Here is a 17,041-nt window from a genome sequence, read left to right as displayed (position 1 = left end):
CCCCGTCCGGACAACTGTGTCGCACCACACGTTCCTTGAAGATATGGAGGAGCCCCTGATACCGGTTGGTCCCATGTCCCACACCGCTCACATACGCAGCCACCGGAAGCCCCGCCGCAGCGCGCCCACCACCGCGATGCGCGCCGGAGTTGCCGGTGGCGTCCTCAGCACCCTGGCAGTGGCCGGGGCGTCCGGTCCGGCGAACGCCGCCGAGCCGGTGACGCAGACCCTTGAGCTGCCCACCCTGACGGCCGACCTGACCGCTCAGGTCGCCGAGTCCGCGCTCGCCATGGAGCAGGCGGCCGCGGACTACCAGCTGCAGGCCGAGCGTGACGCGGCGGCCGCCAGGGCCGCCAAGGAGGCCGAGGCGGACCTCGCCGAGGCGAAGAAGAAGGCGGAGGCCCGGAAGAAGGCCGCGGAGGAGGCCCGCAAGGCCGCCGCCGAGCGGGCCGCGCGTGACGCGGAGCGGGCCGCCCTCGGCGCCACCGCCACCGCCACCACGGCGACGACCGCGTCCGCGCCGGCCGGCGGCAGCGTCGCGGCCGTCGTGTCCTTCCTCAGGGCGCAGGTGGGCGACGCCTACGTCATGGGCGCCACCGGGCCGAACGCCTGGGACTGCTCCAGCCTGGTGCAGGCCGCGTTCAAGCAGGTCGGTGTGGACCTGCCGCGTGTCTCGCAGGACCAGTCGATGGTCGGCACCGAGGTCTCGCTGTCCGACCTGCAGGTCGGCGACATCCTCTACTGGGGCGCCAAGGGCTCCGCCTACCACGTGGGTGTCTACATCGGCAACGGCCAGTACCTGGACGCGGCCAACCCGTCCAAGGGCGTCGTCGTCCAGGACCTGTCCGGCTACCCGGCCACGGGCGCGGTGCGCGTGCTCTGAGCCGGGACCGCCGCACGGAGTGAGGGGCCGCCGCCACTCGGGGCAGCGGCCCCTCCGTCGTACCCCGGGGCGAGCCGCGCCGGGCGGCGTCACGCCTTGGGCGCCACCTTGCTGAGCCCGTTGATGATGCGGTCCATCGCGTCGCCGCCGGTGGGGTCCGTGAGGTTGGCGAGCAGCTTGAGGGTGAACTTCATCAAGAGCGGGTGCGTGAGTCCCCGCTGGGCCGCGATCTGCATGACCTTCGGGTTGCTGATGAGCTTCACGAAGGCGCGGCCGAGGGTGTAGTAGCCGCCGTAGGTGTCCTTCAGGACGCGCGGGTAGCGCTGCAGGGCCGTCTCGCGCTGGGCCGGCGTCGCGCGCGCGTGGGCCTGGACGATGACGTCGGCGGCGAGCTGCCCGGACTCCATGGCGTAGGCGATGCCCTCGCCGTTGAAGGGGTTCACCAGGCCGCCGGCGTCGCCGACGAGCAGCAGGCCGCGGGTGTAGTGGGGCTGGCGGTTGAAGGCCATGGGCAGGGCGGCGCCGCGGATCGGGCCCGTCATGTTCTCCGGCGTGTAGCCCCAGTCCTCGGGCATGGACGCGCACCAGGCCTTCAGCACCTCCCGCCAGTCCAGCTCCTTGAAGGAGGCCGAGGTGTTGAGGACGCCCAGGCCGACGTTGGACGTGCCGTCGCCCATGCCGAAGATCCAGCCGTAGCCGGGCAGCAGGCGGTCCTGCGGGCCGCGCCGGTCCCACAGCTCCAGCCAGGACTCCAGGTAGTCGTCGTCGTGGCGCGGCGAGGTGAAGTACGTCCGGACCGCGACGCCCATCGGGCGGTCCTCGCGGCGGTGCAGGCCCATCGCCAGGGACAGCCGGGTGGAGTTGCCGTCGGCGGCGACGACCAGCGGCGCGTGGAAGGTGACCTCGCGCTTGTCCTCGCCCAGCTTGGCGCGCACGCCGGTGATGCGTCCCGTCCGGTCGTCGACGACGGGCGCGCCCACGTTGCAGCGCTCGTACAGCCGGGCGCCCGCCTTCTGCGCCTGGCGGGCGAGTTGCTCGTCGAAGTCGTCGCGCTTGCGGACCAGGCCGTAGTCGGGGAAGGAGGCGAGGTCGGGCCAGTCCAGCTGCAGGCGCACCCCGCCGCCGATGATGCGCAGGCCCTTGTTGCGCAGCCAGCCGGCCTCCTCGGAGACGTCGATGCCCATCGCCACGAGCTGCTTGACCGCGCGCGGGGTGAGCCCGTCGCCGCACACCTTCTCCCGCGGGAACTCGGTCTTCTCCAGCAGGAGGACGTCGAGCCCGGCCCGGGCGAGGTGGTACGCGGTCGTGGAGCCGGCTGGCCCCGCGCCGACGACGATCACGTCGGCGGTGGTCTCGGAGAGGGGCTCGGTCACGACGGTCACGGCGGGATCTCCCCAAGTTCGAATTCTGCGTGCCGACCGGCACTGGACAGGGGCAGTCTATTCAGCGGTACCGATCACCGGCTGAAGGGCTGCCCCCCGTGAACCGAGCTCTCCCCGCCGTGCGGTTGCGCGTCCCCACCGACGAGGACGCCGTCGCCTGGCACCGGATCTTCGCCGACCCGGACGTCATGGAGTTCCACGGCGGCCGACCGGCCGACCTGTCCGTCTACGAGGAGCTCACCGCCCGTCAGCGCCGGCACGACGCGCAGCTCGGGTTCTGCCTGTGGACCGTGCTCGACGAGTCCGGCGAGGTCGTCGGCTTCACGGGTGCCCAGCCGTGGGAGCGCGCCTGGGGCCCCACCGGAGCGATCGAGATCGGCTGGCGGCTCGGGCGCGCGCACTGGGGCAAGGGGTACGTCACGGCGGCCGCGCACCGGACGCTGGAGCGGGTCCGCGCGGCGGACGTGCCGGGCGTGGTGGCGATGGTCGACGCCCGCAACGCCCGTTCGATCGCGGTGACACGGCGGCTGGGCATGCGCCTCGCCGAGGTCTACCGGACGCCGACGGGGCGGGAGGGGCACTGCTACCGGCTCGATCTGTGACGGTCGGTGATCGTCTGTCACGGAAAGCCACGGAATGCTTCCGGCCGGTACGGCGCGGGGCTACTCTGCCCGTACCGCTGGGGGTGACGTCCGTGCGCTCAATACCCGAGACACCCGAAGTGCGCGTGCCGCGTCTGGTCGGCCTGATGGCCGTGGACGCGCGGGAGGCGGCCCGGGCCCGGGGCCTGGCCCTCACCGCGCCGGACCGGCCCGACTTCCACCGCACCGTCGTGGACCACGTCGTGCGCCAGTACCCGCGGCCCGGGGCCGAGGTGCCGCGGGACACGCCGGTGTACGTGTGGTTCGACCACGGCGAGGGGGAGGACGGCTCGGGCGTGCGCGAGCCGCGCCCGCCCGGCCCGCCCGGGGGCGGGCTCCGGCGGGAACGGGCCGAACCGGGCCCCGGCCCGCACGCCGTCCTCAGCCCGCCCTGAGCCGCGCCGCCCGCGCGCCGGGCCGCCGCCGCGCGGGTCGTCCGATGCGGCCCGGTGCCGGTCCGGCTCAGGCCGCCTTGAACCCCCGGTGCAGGGCCACCACTCCGCCGGTCAGGTTCCGCCAGGCCACCCTCGACCAGCCGGCCCGGTGCAGCCGCTCGGCCAGGGCGGGCTGGTCGGGCCAGGCGCGGATGGACTCGGCGAGGTAGACGTACGCGTCGGGGTTGGACGACACGGCCCGCGCCACCGGCGGCAGGGCGCGCATCAGGTACTCGGTGTAGACGGTGCGGAACGGCGCCCAGACCGGGTGCGAGAACTCGCAGATCACGATGCGCCCGCCGGGCCGCGTCACCCGGTGCATCTCGCGCAGGGCGGCGTCCGTGTCCTGCACGTTGCGCAGCCCGAAGGAGATGGTGACGGCGTCGAAGACGCCGTCCCGGAAGGGCAGCCGGGTCGCGTCGCCCGCGGTGAACGGCAGCCAGGCGTGCCGCTGCCTGCCGACCTGGAGCATCCCGAGGGAGAAGTCGCAGGGGACGACGTAGGCGCCGGTGCGGGCGAAGGGCAGCGAGGACGTGGCCGTGCCCGCCGCCAGGTCGAGGACCTTCTGCGCCGGGCGCGCGTCCACCGCCTTCGCGACCTCCCTGCGCCACAGCCGGGCCTGCCCCAGGGACAGCACGTCGTTGGTCAGGTCGTACCGTTCCGCCACGTCGTCGAACATCGAGGCGACTTCGTGCGGCTGCTTGTCCAGGGATGCGCGGGTCACGCGCTCATTCTTGCAGGACGGCCCCCGGCGGGCGCTCACGGGAGGAGCCGCGGCCGCTTCCGCGCCGCCACGTCCTCGACCCACCCGCACGCCAGGACGAACACCGCGATCAGCACCCAGCCGACGCCGAACAGGAACCACTGGCTGTCCAGCGGCAGGTACGCCTCGAACGCGGGCACCTCCCAGCACAGGTCGATCAGCGGCACGGCCAGGGCCAGCGCGATCTCGTGCCAGAGGTAGACGGTCACGGCCCGCGCGTTGAACACGGTCACGATCCGGTCCAGCCGCCGGAAGCGGGTCAGCCCGGCGAAGTCGATGCCGAGGCGGGCCTTGGCGTACATCAGCAGCGTCACGAACCCGGCCGACCAGAAGGCCTGCGCGAGCGGGATGTCGTCCAGGTCGTAGGTGCCGTACTCGGCCCGGTGGGCGAGGGCGTACCAGCCGCCGTAGGCGAGCGCGGCCAGCGACAGCGCGGTGACGGCGGCGGGCTTCAGGCGCTGGAGCACGCCGTCGTGGTGGGCGAAGCCGAGCAGCCAGCAGAACAGGTACGTCGCCAGGTCCAGCAGCGCGGCGCCGAAGCGGTCGTCCGGCGGCTGCCAGACGTACTGGAAGACCGCGATCGGGGCGAGGGAGAGCAGCAGCACGGGCACCGGCGCCGTCCGGAACACCCGCAGCAGCAGCGGCGAGAGCAGGACGAACCACAGGTAGGTCCGCAGGTACCACAGGACCTCCCAGGCCTGCTCGCCCCAGGCGTTGCCCGGCGGGTCGCCGAGCGGCACGATCCAGTAGACGATCTGCCGGCCCGGCATCCAGCCGTGGACCAGCATCGCGACGACCACGAAGGCGCCCCAGAACCAGAAGGGCGGCAGCAGCCGGCGCAGCCGGCTCCTGATCACCTTAGGCGCCGGGCGCCGGAGCGACTTCGCCATCAGGGTCCCGGCCAGGCCGAACATGATCCCCATGGACGGGAAGACCATCCCGGCCCAGGCCCACCCGAAGGTGTGGTACGTGACGACCCGCACGAGGGCGACGGCGCGCAGGGTGTCGAAATAGCGGTCCCGGCCGGCGGCGGGCGCCGCCGCACCGGGCCCGGCGCCCGTCTCGGGCCCGGCGTCCGCCTCGGGCCCGGCGTCCGCGGTGGGGCCGGGCTCCGGCTCCACCGCGGGCAGCGGCGCGGTCGTCTCCGCGGGCGCCGCCACCGCCGGTCCGCGGTCGGCGTACGGGTATGACGCGTACGGCGGCTGCGCGTACTGCTGCGGTGGCGGGTACGGCTGCGGCCGGCCGTACGCCTGGCCCTGCTCGCCGTGCCCGTATCCGTACCCGTGCCCGTATCCGTACCCGTGCCCCTCCTCGTCCCCGTGCCCCTGCTGACCGGCCCCCCAGCTCATCAGCTCGCCCCCGCCGGCGTGCCGACCTCGCCGGTGCGCTTCAGCTTCTGCCAGCGCAGGCGGCCGCCGGTGAGGGCGGTGATGCAGGAGTGGATGAGGACGAGGTACATCATCTGCCGGTAGGCGAGCTGCTGGAGCGGCAGCATCAGCAGGTAGCGGTACTTCTCGCGGTCCAGGCGGAAGGCGTAGGCCGCGCAGAACAGCTGCACCCCGAGCACCGCCAGCCAGGCCAGCAGGGACGCCTTGAAGTCGACGAAGATCATCGCGTAGACGGTGAACACGTCGATGAGCGGGGCGAAGACCGGCGTGACGATCTGGAACAGCACCACCAGCGGCATGCCGACCCGGCCGAAGCGTCCCGAGGGCCCGCGGTCGGTGAGGGACCTGCGGTGCTTCCACAGTGCCTGCATGGTGCCGTACGACCAGCGGTAGCGCTGCGACCAGAGCTGCTTGAGCGACCCCGGCGCCTCGGTCCAGGCGCGCGCGTGCTCCTGGTAGACGACCCGCCAGCCCGCCCGGTGCAGGGCGATGGTGATGTCGGTGTCCTCGGCGAGGGTGTCCTCGCTCATGCCGCCGGCCTGGAGCACCGCCTCGCGGCGGAACGCGCCGATCGCGCCGGGGATCGTGGGCATGCAGCGCAGCAGGTCGTACATGCGCCGGTCGAGGTTGAAGCCCATCACGTACTCGATGTGCTGCCAGGCGCCGATGACCGTGTTGCGGTTGCCGACCTTGGCGTTGCCCGCGACCGCGCCGACCTCGGGGTCGGCGAACGGCTGCACCAGCTGCCGCACGGTGTCCGGCTCGAAGACGGTGTCGCCGTCCATCATCACGACGATGTCGTGGCCGGCGCTGCGGACACCGTTGTTCAGCGCCGCCGGCTTGCCCGCGTTCTCCTGCCGGATCACGCGCACGTTCGTCATCCCGAGGGACTCCGCGGCGCTGCGCGCGATCTCGGACGTGCCGTCCGTGGAGCCGTCGTCGACGACGATGATCTCGATCGGGTGGGTGCTCCGCGCCAGCGACTGCAGGGTGTTGGCGATGCACTCCTTCTCGTTGTACGCCGGGACGATCACGCTCACCGGCCGGGTGACCGTCGGCCCCCAGCTGAAGCGGCGCTTGTTGCGCAGCCGGTGGTGGCGGCGGGCCAGCAGCAGCATCATGCCGAACCGCCCCATGACGGCCACGCCCACGACCATGAGCCCGACCGACAGCGCCGGCACCGTCCACTCGGCGACGGCGACCGCCGCGACGAGGGCCTTGCCCTCGTAGAGGGTGGTGCCGGTGGCCACGCGGTGGGCGGCCTGGAGGGAGGAGACGCCGGTGACGTCCTGGTCGGCGGCACCGGCGCCCGGAGCGCCGGAGGGCTGCCCGGCGGCACCGGCCGGCGCGTCGGCGGCCGTCTGCCCGGTGCCCGCGTTCCGCTGCTCCATGACCCCGCTGATGGTGGTGAAGGTGTAGCCCTGCGCCCGCATCTTCTCGATGTACTTCGGCAGCGCCTCGATCGTCTGCGAGCGCTCGCCGCCGGCGTCGTGGAACAGGACCGACGCGCCCGCGCCGTCCTCCGGCGTGGCCCACTCGACGATCTTCGAGACGCCGGGCTGCTTCCAGTCGTCGCTGTCGGTGTCGACGAAGACGCTGGTGTAGCCCTGTTCGCCGAGGGTCTTGTAGACGGGCCAGCTGTAGTTGTCGATGGCGTCCGTCTTCGAGGAGTAGGGCGCGCGGAACAGCGTGGTCGTGATGCCGGCGGCGCCCGCCAGCGCGAGCTGGGTCTGCTCCATCTCGCGGGTGACGCGGGCGTCGCTCTGGTACGACAGGTCGACGTGCGTGAAGGTGTGGATGCCCACCTCGTTGCCCTGTTCGACCAGGTCCTCCACGATGTCCGGGTAGCGCGAGACCATCGAGCCGACCACGAAGAACGTGCCGGGGACGTCGTACTTCTCCAGGATCTCCAGCACCTGGGGCGTCCAGGTGGGGTCGGGGCCGTCGTCGAAGGTGAGCGCGATCGTCTTGTCCGGCACGGAGAGGGTCGTGGCCTGGCCGCCGCGGAAGGTGAGGATCGGCCCGCCGTCGAGGACCTCGTCGGGCACGTCGCTGGAGCTGGCCCCGGTGCGCACCCGCTGGTCGCCGCCGACCTCGGCGCGCAGGTAGCCGTCGAGGAGCATGACGCAGATCAGCGCGAGCAGGAGCAGCAGGGCGAGGATGACGCGCGGTTTCTGCAGCGCGGCGGCCTTGCCGGCGGCCCGTTCGATACGGGTGGGGGCGCGCCGGCGGCCGCGTGAGGACGTCGTCGTGGTCATGGAAGTGCTGCGTTCCCGGTCAGTTGGGGGTCGCGGAGGAGACCGCGGTCGGGGCGGAGCTGGGCACGGCGCCGGTGGGCGGGGCGCCGGAGGGCGCGATGCCGCCCTGCGGCTGCATGCCCCCGCCCGGGACCGCACCGTCGCGGGCGCCGCCGAAGGGCAGCAGCGAGGACGGGTTCAGGGAGGTGCCGATGCCCATGAAGGCGAGGCCGAGGACGAGTGCGTAGCCCACGCAGACGGCACCGACGAGAAGGCCGATCCGGCGCAGCAGCTTCGCCCGGCGTCCGGAGTTGTCAACGAACACGGGTCCTTCCGCGGACTCGTTGCCGCGTTTGCGACGGCGACCGCGCGCGGCGGCGCGGTTTTCGATGGCAGGCTCGGATTGCATTCCCCGGATATTAGAGAGCCTTTGTGTGCCAAAAACCTTGACTGCCTTGTGAACACCCCATGAGAAATTCCGGAATCTGTGTTTTCTCTGAGAGGTTGCCTCGCCGCCGACCCGGCCCACTCCGGCCCCAGAAGAGAGGAATGACCCGGTTTGCCGCCCGGATGGCCCGATTCGCCCTCCCTGCCTGTTCCTGTGCTGCGCGGATTCCGTCCGTGCGGCTCCCAGGCCCGTGTGAGACATTTCCCTTCTCCGGAAACGAACTCTGTTTCCATCCTGAGACAGAAATCACCGAGAGCGGGTGCATGCACGATGCGGAGTTTCCTCAAGTCGGCGGCCGGGGCCGTCTGCCTGTTCGCCCTGGCCACGTCGGGGTGCTCCGCCGGCCCCGGCACGACGTCCGCGGCGTCCTCCCGCTCCCCCTCGCCCGCCGCGTCCGGCTCCGCCGCGCCGGCCACCGCCTACGCCCCCTACGTGAGCGCCACCACGGCCTCCGGGAACGACTCCGCGGGCTCCCCGGCGGCGTACAACCTGGCGTTCGTGATCTCCTCCGGCAGCGGCTGCACCCCGAAGTGGGGCGGCACCCGCGCCGTCGACGACTCGGCGGTGGCGTCCCGGATCGCCGGGCTCAAGGAGTCCGGCGCCACGGTCCGGGTCTCCTTCGGCGGGGCCTCCGGCAAGGAGCTGGCGGCGGTCTGCGACAGCGCCGGGGAACTGGCGGAGGCCTATGCCGAGGCGCTGGACGCGGCCGGCGCCACCCAGGCCGACTTCGACGTCGAGGGCGACGAGCTGGCCGACCCCGACTCCGTCGCCCTGCGCTCGGAGGCGATCGCGCTGCTCCAGCAGGACCGCGAGGACCTGGCGGTCTCCTTCACGCTCCCGGTCATGCCCTCCGGCCTCGACTCCGACGGCCTGGCGCTGCTGGAGTCCGCCAACGACCACGGCGTGCAGGTCTCCACCGTCAACATCATGACGATGAACTACGGCGAGTCCTACGACGGCGACATGGGCGACTACGCCCTCGCCTCGGCCGAGGCCGCCCACAGCCAGCTGAAGGAGGTCTTCGGCCTGTCCGACGCGGCGGCCTGGCGGGGCATGGCGCTCACCTCGATGATCGGCGTCAACGACGTGGACGGCGAGACGTTCACGCTCGCGGACGCGGCCGAGGTGCGGTCGTTCGCCGAGGAGAAGGGGATCGCCTGGGTGTCGATGTGGGCGACCTTCCGGGACCAGGAGTGCGAGGCCGGCTCCGAGGACTCCGACGACGCCTCGACCGACTGCAGCGGCGTGGAGCAGGAGCCGGGGGCGTTCGCGCGGGCCTTCGCGGGCTGACCGGCACGCCGGTGCCGGCCGACGCCGGATCGGCGCCGGTCCCGGTTCAGCGCCCCCGGTACACCAGGCGCCCCGCGACGACGGTCGCCACGCAGGTCCCGGCCCCCCGCTCGGCCAGTTCCGCCTCGTCCCGCACGTCGAACACCGCGAACCGGGCGGCCGAGCCCCGCTCGCGCGGCGGCGCGAACGTGAGCGGCAGCCCCGAGGCGCAGGGGTCGAGGTCGGGGGTGCCGCCCGGGGTTCCGATCCGGCCCACCACGGCGAGCCCGGACCTCCGCACCGCGTCCCGGACGGCCCCCGGACGCAGCTCGCCGGCCGCCGCGACCGTGCCGTGCGCCAGCATGCGCTGCACCCCGCGCCGGGCGCTCGCGCCCCAGCGGGCCTCGTCCATCGCGAGCGCGGCCAGCGCGTCCCCGGTCAGCGGCCGGGTGCCGAGGGCGCCGGCCTCCCGCGGGTCGGGGTGGTAGGCCTCCTGGAGCAGCTCGGGACCGTGCGGGTTGACCAGCCCGGGCGTGAGGACGCCGGGCCACCGCCGCACCCGCGCCCCCGGATGGGCGGCGAGCAGTTCCTCCAGGCTCCCGGCGGCCTCGATCCACGCGCCGCGGACGGCGAGCGCGCGACCGCCGGAGTCGGTGTGGATCGTCAGCACGCGCGGCTCAGTTGGACGCGAGCAGCTTCAGCTCGGGGTGCGCGGTGCCGCCCTCGATCGCCGTCGAGGAGATGTGGGAGACCACCCGGTCGTCGACGGGGTCGTTCGCCGGGTCGTCGTGCACGACCAGGTGCTCGTAGGTCGTCGACCGCTGGGCGGGGACCCGGCCCGCCTTGCGGATCAGGTCGATGATCTCCAGCCGGTTGGAGCGGTGCCGGGCGCCGGCCGAGGACACCACGTTCTCCTCCAGCATGATCGAGCCGAGGTCGTCGGCGCCGTAGTGCAGCGAGAGCTGGCCGATCTCCTTGCCGGTGGTCAGCCAGGAGCCCTGGATGTGGGCCACGTTGTCGAGGAACAGGCGGGCGATGGCGATCATCCGCAGGTACTCGAAGATCGTGGCCTGGGTGCGGCCCTTCAGGTGGTTGTTCTCGGGCTGGTAGGTGTACGGGATGAAGGCGCGGAAACCGCCGGTGCGGTCCTGCACGTCGCGGATCATCCGCAGGTGCTCGATGCGCTCGGCGTTGGTCTCGCCGGTGCCCATCAGCATGGTGGTCGTCGACTCCACGCCCAGCCGGTGCGCGGTCTCCATGATCTCCAGCCAGCGCTCGCCGGACTCCTTCAGCGGCGCGATGGCCTTGCGGGGCCGCTCGGGCAGCAGTTCCGCGCCGGCCCCGGCGAAGGAGTCCAGTCCGGCGTCGCGGATGCGCGTGATGGCCTCCTCGACGCTCACGCCGGAGATCCGGGCCATGTGCTCGACCTCGCTCGCCCCCAGGCTGTGGATGACGAGTTGCGGGAACTCCTTCTTGATGGCGGCGAAGTGCTTCTCGTAGTACTCGACGCCGAAGTCCGGGTGGTGACCGCCCTGGAACATGATCTGGGTGCCGCCGAGTTCGACGGTCTCCGCGCACCGGCGCAGGATGTCGTCCAGGTCGCGGGTCCAGCCCCTGTCGCTCTTGGGCGGGGCGTAGAAGGCGCAGAACTTGCACGCCGTGACGCACACGTTGGTGTAGTTGATGTTCCGTTCGATGATGTACGTCGCGATGTGCTCGGTGCCCGCGTACCTGCGGCGGCGTGCGGCGTCGGCGGCGGCGCCCAGCGCGTGCAGCGGGGCGTCGCGGTAGAGGGCGAGGGCCTCTTCGGGGGTGATCCGCCCACCGGCGGCTGCACGGTCGAGGATGGGCTGAAGGTCGGCCTTCTCGGTCACCGGGCGTCCCTTTCGTCAAGGGGTGTGGACTTCGTCAAGGGGTGTGGACGGACCCGCCCAGCGTACGCCAGCCGTTTTCCCGGGCCGACGTCAGGCCGCGTACGCGCCGGCCGGCGGCGCGTTCCTCGCGCCGCCGGACGGAGACGGAGACGGCCCGGGCGCGGCGGCCGGATCGTGCCCGGCGCCGGCGAGCGCCCCGCCGTACGGCGCGCCGCCGGCCGGCCGGGCCGGCCGAGGACGGCCCGGCCCCGGCTCCGGGGCGAACCGGCGGCGCCGAGGCCCGGCCGTGCGCTTCGGGAAGGCCCTTCCGCGAGGAGAGGCGGTGGCGTTCGCATCCGAGCGGCGCGCGTCTTCGTCCGCGGGCCGGCGAAGGCGCCGTGCGCCGTGCCGCGGCGGTCTCCGACGGCGGGCGGAATTCGCCCTGTTCCGGCCCGGCGGCGGTAATTCCCGCGCGGGGACGGCGAATCCGCGCCGCGAGCCGCCCCGCGCGACGCCCGGGATCCCGCGCGGGACGCCTCCTTCTTCCGCGCCCCTTTTCCTCGCCGTCCTCACCGCGGCCCTGAAGGCGGAACCGGGAGCCCCCCGCACCGCTGCCCGGCCGGCGCGGCGGGACAGCGCGCCCGGGGCACGCCGAGGCCCCGGATCCGGGGGGATCCGGGGCCCGTGGGACAGGTGCCGTCAGCAGACGGTGGCGTGCAGGTGCACGTCCGCCGAGACGCCCTCGACCTGCACGCCGGCGCCGGCGCCGGCGGCGACGCCCACGTTCCCGGCCTCGACGTAGAGGCCGGCCGCGGCACCGGCGTCGACGCCCGCGTGGCCGCCGGCGACGTTGTCCAGGTCGGCGTCGGAGAGTTCGGCCGTTTCGACCTGGGGGGCGATGTTCATGGCGCGCGTTTCCCTTCGTGTCAACCGATTCGCGGCGGAGTTCACCTAATTCCCGGTAATCGGGAAAGAATTCGGCGAACTGCGCCCGCAGATCAAAGCACGCCGTGGAGAAGACGACCAGTCACGCGCCGCCGATGCGCCGTGTCCGCGGCCCGCCGATTTCATGAATGTGGCAACGCGCTCACCGGCCGGCCCGTTTTCTTTACACAATCCGCTGCCGAACTGCGCAGCCGCCTGTTGCGGACCGGCGCGCCGGCCCGCGGATCCGGCTCCGTGCGGCTCCCGCGCGGCTTCCGTGCGGTCTCCCGGTGAACGGTGTGCAGGTCCGCGGGATGTTCCGGGGCCGCCGGTCGCGGCCCGGCGGGGCGCACCTCGTTCCCCGCCGCCGCCCGGCAGGGGGCGGCGGGTCCCCGGCTCTCGCGGGGGTCCTCCTGCTCCACCGTGGACAGCCGTGCCTCGGGCCTGCCCGGCTCCGCGCCGTCCGACTCGTACCGCAGGTCGTCGCCGACCGGGGCGCGGCGCACGGTGGCGGTGGCCTGGTTGCGGCCGCCGTGGTGGGTCCCGGCGCCGGCGGAGGTCGCGACGAGCTGTTCGCCCGTGACCTGTTCCAGCGTCAGCACGTCGACGCGGGCGCCGCCGAGCCGGTCGGTCTGCCGGAGCGTGCCCGGCTCCCCGCCCACGTCCGCCTGCCCGGGGGTGGCGCGGAAGGCGCCGGCGGGCGGCTCGCCGGCGAGGGCGGCGCCCTGCCCCTGCCCGGTGCCGAGGCGGCGGGCGGGGACGGCGGATCCCCCGCCCGCGGTGGCGCTCGCGCTCGCCGTCGAGTGCGCCGGCCGGCGCCAGGGACGCCGTGCCGTCCAGGGCGCGGGCGATGCCGAAGCCGATCGGCAGGGGGCCGTCCGGGGTGGGCAGGACGTCGGACGGCTTGGCGTCCCGGTGCGCCGGGCCCGGTCCGTGCCCCGCCGCCAGCGCCTCGGCCGGCCCCGCCCTCAGGACCCGCACCGGGTGGGCGGGCGGCGGGCCGCCGCCGTCCGCGACCGCCGCCGCCGGGGACGGGCTCGTCGGCTTCCGGCGGCCGCATGGCGCCGCCCCTCCCCCGCACGCCGGACGAACTCCCAGCGGGGTGGTGCGCCGCCCCCGTACGGCTCAGGGCTCCAGCAGATCGACCTTCACGTCGGCGGGGAAGCCGGTCGTCGGCCCGACCCGCCGGGCGAACTCGGCCACCGCCTCCAGCTGCGGGCCGCCCAAGCGGAAGTCGAGGGTCGTGAAGTACCGGGCGAGGGTCTTCTCGTCGAACGCCTCCCAGCGGGCCGCGTGCTCGGCGACCTTGTCGACCTCCTCCAGGGAGAGGTTGCGGGAGGCGAGGAAGGCCTCGTGCACCTGGCGGGTGATGACCGGCTCGCGCTCCAGGTAGTCGCGGCGCGCCGCCCACACCGCGAAGACGAACGGCAGGCCCGTCCACTCCTTCCACAGCTGCCCGAGGTCGTGCACGTCGAGGCCGTAGCGGGGGCCGTCGAGCATGTTGGCGCGCAGGGCCGCGTCGCCGATGAGGACGGCCGCCTCGGCCTCCTGCATCATCAGGCTCAGGTCGGGCGGGCAGGTGTAGTAGTCGGGTGTCACGCCGAAGCGTTCCGCCAGCAGCAGCTGGGCCAGGCGGACGGAGGTGCGCGAGGTCGAGCCGAGGGCGACCCGGGCGCCGTCCAGGCGCTCGAGCGGGACCTGCGAGACGATCACGCAGGACATCACCGGGCCGTCGCAGCCGACGGCGATGTCGGGGAAGGCGACGAGCTGGTCGGCGTGCTTGAGGAACTCGACCAGGGTGATCGGCCCGACGTCGAGGTCTCCCCGCACGAGTCGCTCGCTGAGCCTCTCCGGGGTGTCCTTCGTCAGCTCGAAGTCGACGAGCGTGCCGGTTCTCGCGAGCCCCCAGTACAGGGGCAGGCAGTTCAGGAACTGGATGTGGCCGACGCGCGGCCGGGTGCGAGAATTGTCCACATCGCGAGACTAGACCCTGCCCGGGGCGGGACGTTCCCCGCCCCCGCCGGGGGCCGGGCCCGGAGGGGTTCAAACATTCGGGTGACGTGATCTTGCCCTCTATTGCTTTCCGGCGACCGCGTGCTAGGCTCTTTCGCAAGTTGCAGTTTGGTTTCCTTGCAGTACAGAGCCTGCGGAGCATGTGACCGCGGGCTCTCGTCGTTCTCAGGCGGATGCAGTTGTGCAGAACTCGTCTTCACACTTGCTGGTTCTGGAGCAGGGCAACCCTTTGAGCCCAAGGAGGGCTTATGGCTACCGGAAGCGTTAAGTGGTTCAACGCCGAAAAGGGCTTTGGTTTCATCGCCCAGGAAGGCGGCGGCCCCGACGTCTTCGTCCACTACTCCGCGATCAACGCGTCCGGCTTCCGGTCGCTCGAGGAGAACCAGCAGGTGTCCTTCGACGTCACGCAGGGCCCGAAGGGTCCGCAGGCGGAGAACGTCACGCCTGTCTGATCGATAGCAGTACCCAAGGAGCCCCGCGCCATCGGCGACGGGGCTCCTGCCCTTTTCCCGGCCCCGCCGCCGTCGCCACCGCTTTCCCCCGGCCCCGCGGCCGCTTCCCGGCCTCCCGGTCGCGCTTGCCGGCTCCACGGCCGCTTCCCGGTCTCGCCGCCGCTTTCCGGACGCATCATCGATTTTCGGCCTTTCCGTCGGTGAATTCCCGACGAATTCCTCCTGTACGCGCTGTGCCGCGCGCCGCTGTCCGTGCCGCGTGATCGGCACGCACGCCGTGCCGGACGCCGCGTCCGCCGGGTCCGCTGCGCGGCCGTCGGCCCGGCGTGACGGAGGTCGCAGGGGCGGTGCGGCCGTACGGGGGCAGGGCCGGCGGCCGGGACGGGCGGCGGGGCCGGCCGGTCGGAGCGGGGATGCGGACGGTGGCCGGAGCGGGGGGCCCGGACGGTGGCCGGGACGGGTGGCGGGGCCGGTCGTGCGCCGGTTCGGTGTCGGTAGGGTCCGCCGTCATGACCGACTTCCTGAGCGGCACCCGGGCCTTCTACGACGCCGTGGCCGAGGACTACGCCGCCCACTTCCGCGATCTGCTCGTCGTCACGCCGGTGGACCGGGCGCTGCTGGTCGCGTTCGCCGAACTGGTCGGGGAGGGCGGGCAGGTGGCCGACCTCGGCTGCGGGCCGGGGCGGATCACGGGGTACCTGGCCTCCCTGGGCCTGCCGGTGTTCGGCCTCGACCTCTCCGCGGCGATGCTCACGGTCGCCCGCCGGGAGAATCCGCGTCTGCGCTTCGTCCAGGGCTCGATGCTGGAGCCGCCGATCGCCGACGGGGCGCTCGCGGGCGTCGTCTCCTGGTACTCGTCGATCCACACCCCGGCGGACCGCCTGCCCGGCCTGTTCGCCGGGTTCCGCCGCGTCCTCGCGCCCGGCGGTCACCTGCTGCTCGCGTTCCAGGTCGGGGACGAGCCGCTGCGCCTGGACCGGCCCTTCGGCCGCCCGGTCGCCCTCGACTTCGAACGGCGGCAGCCCGACCGTGTGGCCGGGCTGCTGGCGGACGCCGGTCTCACCGTCCTGAGCCGGACGCTGCGCGCGCCGGACGCGGGGGCCGGGGAGTCGGCTCCGCAGGCCTTCCTGATCGCCCGCCGCTCCGGGCCGTGAGTTCCGGCAGCAGCGTGACCAGGCCCAGCAGGGCGAGGGCGGCGCCGAGCCAGAGGGGCGCGCGCAGCCCCCAGGCGTCGATCACCACGGCGCCCAGGGCGGAGCCGAGGATGACGCCGAGGGTGATGAAGGAGGAGTGGACGGTGTTGACCAGCGGTCCGGCGTTGCCGGCGCGCTGGACGCGGGTGACCATCGCCGGGTTCATGGTGACGCCGACCAGGCCGATGCCCAGCATGCAGACGACGGCGGGTGCGGGCAGGCCGGCGAGGACCGCGAACCCGGTGAGGAACGCCGCGCCGAGCAGCAGGCCGACGGCCAGGACGGCGACGGCGTGCCGGTCGGCGAGGCGGCCGACGACCGTGTTGCCCACGACGGTGGCGGCGCCGTAGGCGATGAGCAGGACGGGGACGGTACCGGCGGAGAAGCCGGTGACCTCGGTGAGGATCGGGTTGAAGTAGCTGAAGGCGGAGAAGGTGGCGCCGATGACGAGCGTGCTGGTGGACAGCGCCAGCCACAGCCTCGGCCGGCGGAACACGCCGATCTCCGCGCGGAAGCCGCCCCCGTCCCCGGCCCGCTCCAGCCGGGGCACGCCCACGAGGGTCACCGCCGCGGCGACCAGCGCGAGCGCCGAGATCGCCCAGAACGCCGCCCGCCAGCCGAACCGCTCGCCGACCAGGGTGGACAGGGGCAGCCCGAGGAGCGTGCCGAGCATCAGGCCGTTCATGGCGACCGCGACCGCCCGGCCGCGCGCCTCCGGGCGGGTGAGCCGGGCGCACAGGGAGATGCCGACGCCGAAGAAGGCCTGGGAGGCGACGCCGGTGACGATCCGGGCGGCCATCATCACGCCGTAGCCGGTCGCGGTGGCGGCCAGGACGTTGCCCGCGAGGAAGACGGCGAACAGGGTCATCAGCGCGTCGCGCGGCGGCAGCTTCATCACCGCCACGGTCAGGAACGGCCCGCCGGCCGCCATCGCCACCGCGAAGGCGGTGATCAGGTATCCGATCTGCGGGACGGTGACGTCCAGGCCGTCCGCCATCTGCGGCATCAGCCCGGCGACCACGAACTCGCTGGTCACCATGGCGAAGATGCCGAGTGCCAGGACGTATACGGCACGGGGCACGGTCCGGCTCCTTTGCTGTCGCGGTTATGGATGGATCGGTTCAAAACCGGGGTGTGCGCGGGCTCTCCGGCGGGCTCCTC

At 73.3% G+C, this 17,041-nt stretch carries 17 protein-coding genes; 6 read left to right on the top strand and 11 right to left on the bottom strand.

Annotated features, from left to right (window positions below):
- The first annotated feature begins 43 nt into the window (after window positions 1–43).
- A complete protein-coding gene (locus ACIBAI_RS03535; RefSeq protein ID WP_399030783.1) occupies window positions 44–883 on the top strand; it encodes a C40 family peptidase in 840 nt (279 codons plus the stop codon).
- Between the two features lie 89 nt (window positions 884–972).
- Here ACIBAI_RS03535 and ACIBAI_RS03530 read toward each other — a convergent pair whose 3' ends face one another.
- Window positions 973–2,265, bottom strand: a complete 1,293-nt coding sequence (locus ACIBAI_RS03530) for a geranylgeranyl reductase family protein (protein WP_344599629.1) — start codon at window positions 2,263–2,265, stop codon at window positions 973–975.
- A gap of 98 nt (window positions 2,266–2,363) precedes the next feature.
- Between ACIBAI_RS03530 and ACIBAI_RS03525 the strand changes: the two genes are divergently transcribed.
- Both ACIBAI_RS03525 and ACIBAI_RS03520 read left to right on the top strand, forming a co-directional pair.
- Window positions 2,364–2,867, top strand: coding sequence for a GNAT family N-acetyltransferase (locus ACIBAI_RS03525; RefSeq protein WP_399030782.1), 504 nt, complete (start codon window positions 2,364–2,366; stop codon window positions 2,865–2,867).
- 92 nt (window positions 2,868–2,959) lie between these two features.
- Complete coding sequence (locus ACIBAI_RS03520; RefSeq protein ID WP_399030781.1) at window positions 2,960–3,301, top strand: PASTA domain-containing protein; 342 nt, start codon at window positions 2,960–2,962, stop codon at window positions 3,299–3,301.
- A gap of 67 nt (window positions 3,302–3,368) precedes the next feature.
- Here ACIBAI_RS03520 and ACIBAI_RS03515 read toward each other — a convergent pair whose 3' ends face one another.
- From ACIBAI_RS03515 to ACIBAI_RS03500, 4 genes are read right to left on the bottom strand one after another with little or no spacing between them, the layout of a single operon-like run.
- Window positions 3,369–4,064, bottom strand: a complete 696-nt coding sequence (locus ACIBAI_RS03515; protein ID WP_399030780.1) for a demethylmenaquinone methyltransferase — start codon at window positions 4,062–4,064, stop codon at window positions 3,369–3,371.
- Window positions 4,065–4,099: 35 nt separating this feature from the next.
- A complete protein-coding gene (locus ACIBAI_RS03510; RefSeq protein WP_399030779.1) occupies window positions 4,100–5,452 on the bottom strand; it encodes an acyltransferase in 1,353 nt (450 codons plus the stop codon).
- Window positions 5,452–7,749, bottom strand: coding sequence for a bifunctional polysaccharide deacetylase/glycosyltransferase family 2 protein (locus ACIBAI_RS03505; RefSeq protein WP_399030778.1), 2,298 nt, complete (start codon window positions 7,747–7,749; stop codon window positions 5,452–5,454). The genes ACIBAI_RS03510 and ACIBAI_RS03505 overlap by 1 nt, the downstream gene beginning before the upstream one ends.
- A gap of 19 nt (window positions 7,750–7,768) precedes the next feature.
- The gene (locus ACIBAI_RS03500) at window positions 7,769–8,053 is read right to left on the bottom strand and encodes a hypothetical protein (RefSeq protein WP_399030777.1); all 285 of its coding nucleotides are present in this window, start codon (window positions 8,051–8,053) and stop codon (window positions 7,769–7,771) included.
- 393 nt (window positions 8,054–8,446) lie between these two features.
- Between ACIBAI_RS03500 and ACIBAI_RS03495 the strand changes: the two genes are divergently transcribed.
- A complete protein-coding gene (locus ACIBAI_RS03495) occupies window positions 8,447–9,466 on the top strand; it encodes a chitinase (protein WP_399030776.1) in 1,020 nt (339 codons plus the stop codon).
- Window positions 9,467–9,512: 46 nt separating this feature from the next.
- Here the strand turns inward: ACIBAI_RS03495 and ACIBAI_RS03490 are convergent, their stop codons facing one another.
- The 5 genes from ACIBAI_RS03490 to ACIBAI_RS03470 form a co-directional block, all read right to left on the bottom strand.
- Window positions 9,513–10,115 (bottom strand): imidazolonepropionase-like domain-containing protein, encoded by a 603-nt coding sequence (locus tag ACIBAI_RS03490; protein WP_399030775.1) that lies wholly within the window; start codon window positions 10,113–10,115, stop codon window positions 9,513–9,515.
- Between the two features lie 7 nt (window positions 10,116–10,122).
- Window positions 10,123–11,319, bottom strand: coding sequence for a cyclic dehypoxanthinyl futalosine synthase (gene mqnC / locus ACIBAI_RS03485; RefSeq protein ID WP_399030774.1), 1,197 nt, complete (start codon window positions 11,317–11,319; stop codon window positions 10,123–10,125).
- A 678-nt stretch (window positions 11,320–11,997) separates the two neighbouring features.
- Window positions 11,998–12,204, bottom strand: coding sequence for a hypothetical protein (locus ACIBAI_RS03480; protein ID WP_399030773.1), 207 nt, complete (start codon window positions 12,202–12,204; stop codon window positions 11,998–12,000).
- Window positions 12,205–12,365: 161 nt separating this feature from the next.
- Window positions 12,366–12,884, bottom strand: coding sequence for a hypothetical protein (locus ACIBAI_RS03475; protein ID WP_399030772.1), 519 nt, complete (start codon window positions 12,882–12,884; stop codon window positions 12,366–12,368).
- Window positions 12,885–13,347: 463 nt separating this feature from the next.
- Window positions 13,348–14,196 carry a menaquinone biosynthetic enzyme MqnA/MqnD family protein gene (locus ACIBAI_RS03470; RefSeq protein WP_399030771.1) on the bottom strand — a complete coding sequence of 283 codons (849 nt, stop codon included), beginning with the start codon at window positions 14,194–14,196 and terminating at the stop codon, window positions 13,348–13,350.
- 287 nt (window positions 14,197–14,483) lie between these two features.
- Here ACIBAI_RS03470 and ACIBAI_RS03465 point away from each other — a divergent pair, with 287 nt between their 5' ends.
- Entirely contained in the window at window positions 14,484–14,687 is a 204-nt protein-coding gene (locus ACIBAI_RS03465) for a cold-shock protein (protein ID WP_399030770.1), read from the top strand.
- A 509-nt stretch (window positions 14,688–15,196) separates the two neighbouring features.
- On the top strand, window positions 15,197–15,841 hold the full coding sequence (locus ACIBAI_RS03460) for a class I SAM-dependent DNA methyltransferase (RefSeq protein WP_399030769.1): 645 nt from the start codon (window positions 15,197–15,199) through the stop codon (window positions 15,839–15,841).
- Here ACIBAI_RS03460 and ACIBAI_RS03455 read toward each other — a convergent pair.
- A complete protein-coding gene (locus ACIBAI_RS03455; protein ID WP_399030768.1) occupies window positions 15,747–16,961 on the bottom strand; it encodes an MFS transporter in 1,215 nt (404 codons plus the stop codon). The two genes, ACIBAI_RS03460 and ACIBAI_RS03455, sit on opposite strands and share 95 nt — an antisense overlap.
- Window positions 16,962–17,041: the final 80 nt, after the last annotated feature.

Origin of the sequence: Streptomyces sp. NPDC051041, from assembly GCF_044456065.1 — a bacterium.
In the GTDB taxonomy this organism is placed as follows: Bacteria; Actinomycetota; Actinomycetes; order Streptomycetales; family Streptomycetaceae; genus Streptomyces; species Streptomyces glaucus.
This window is presented reverse-complemented; position numbering and strand designations above follow the sequence as displayed.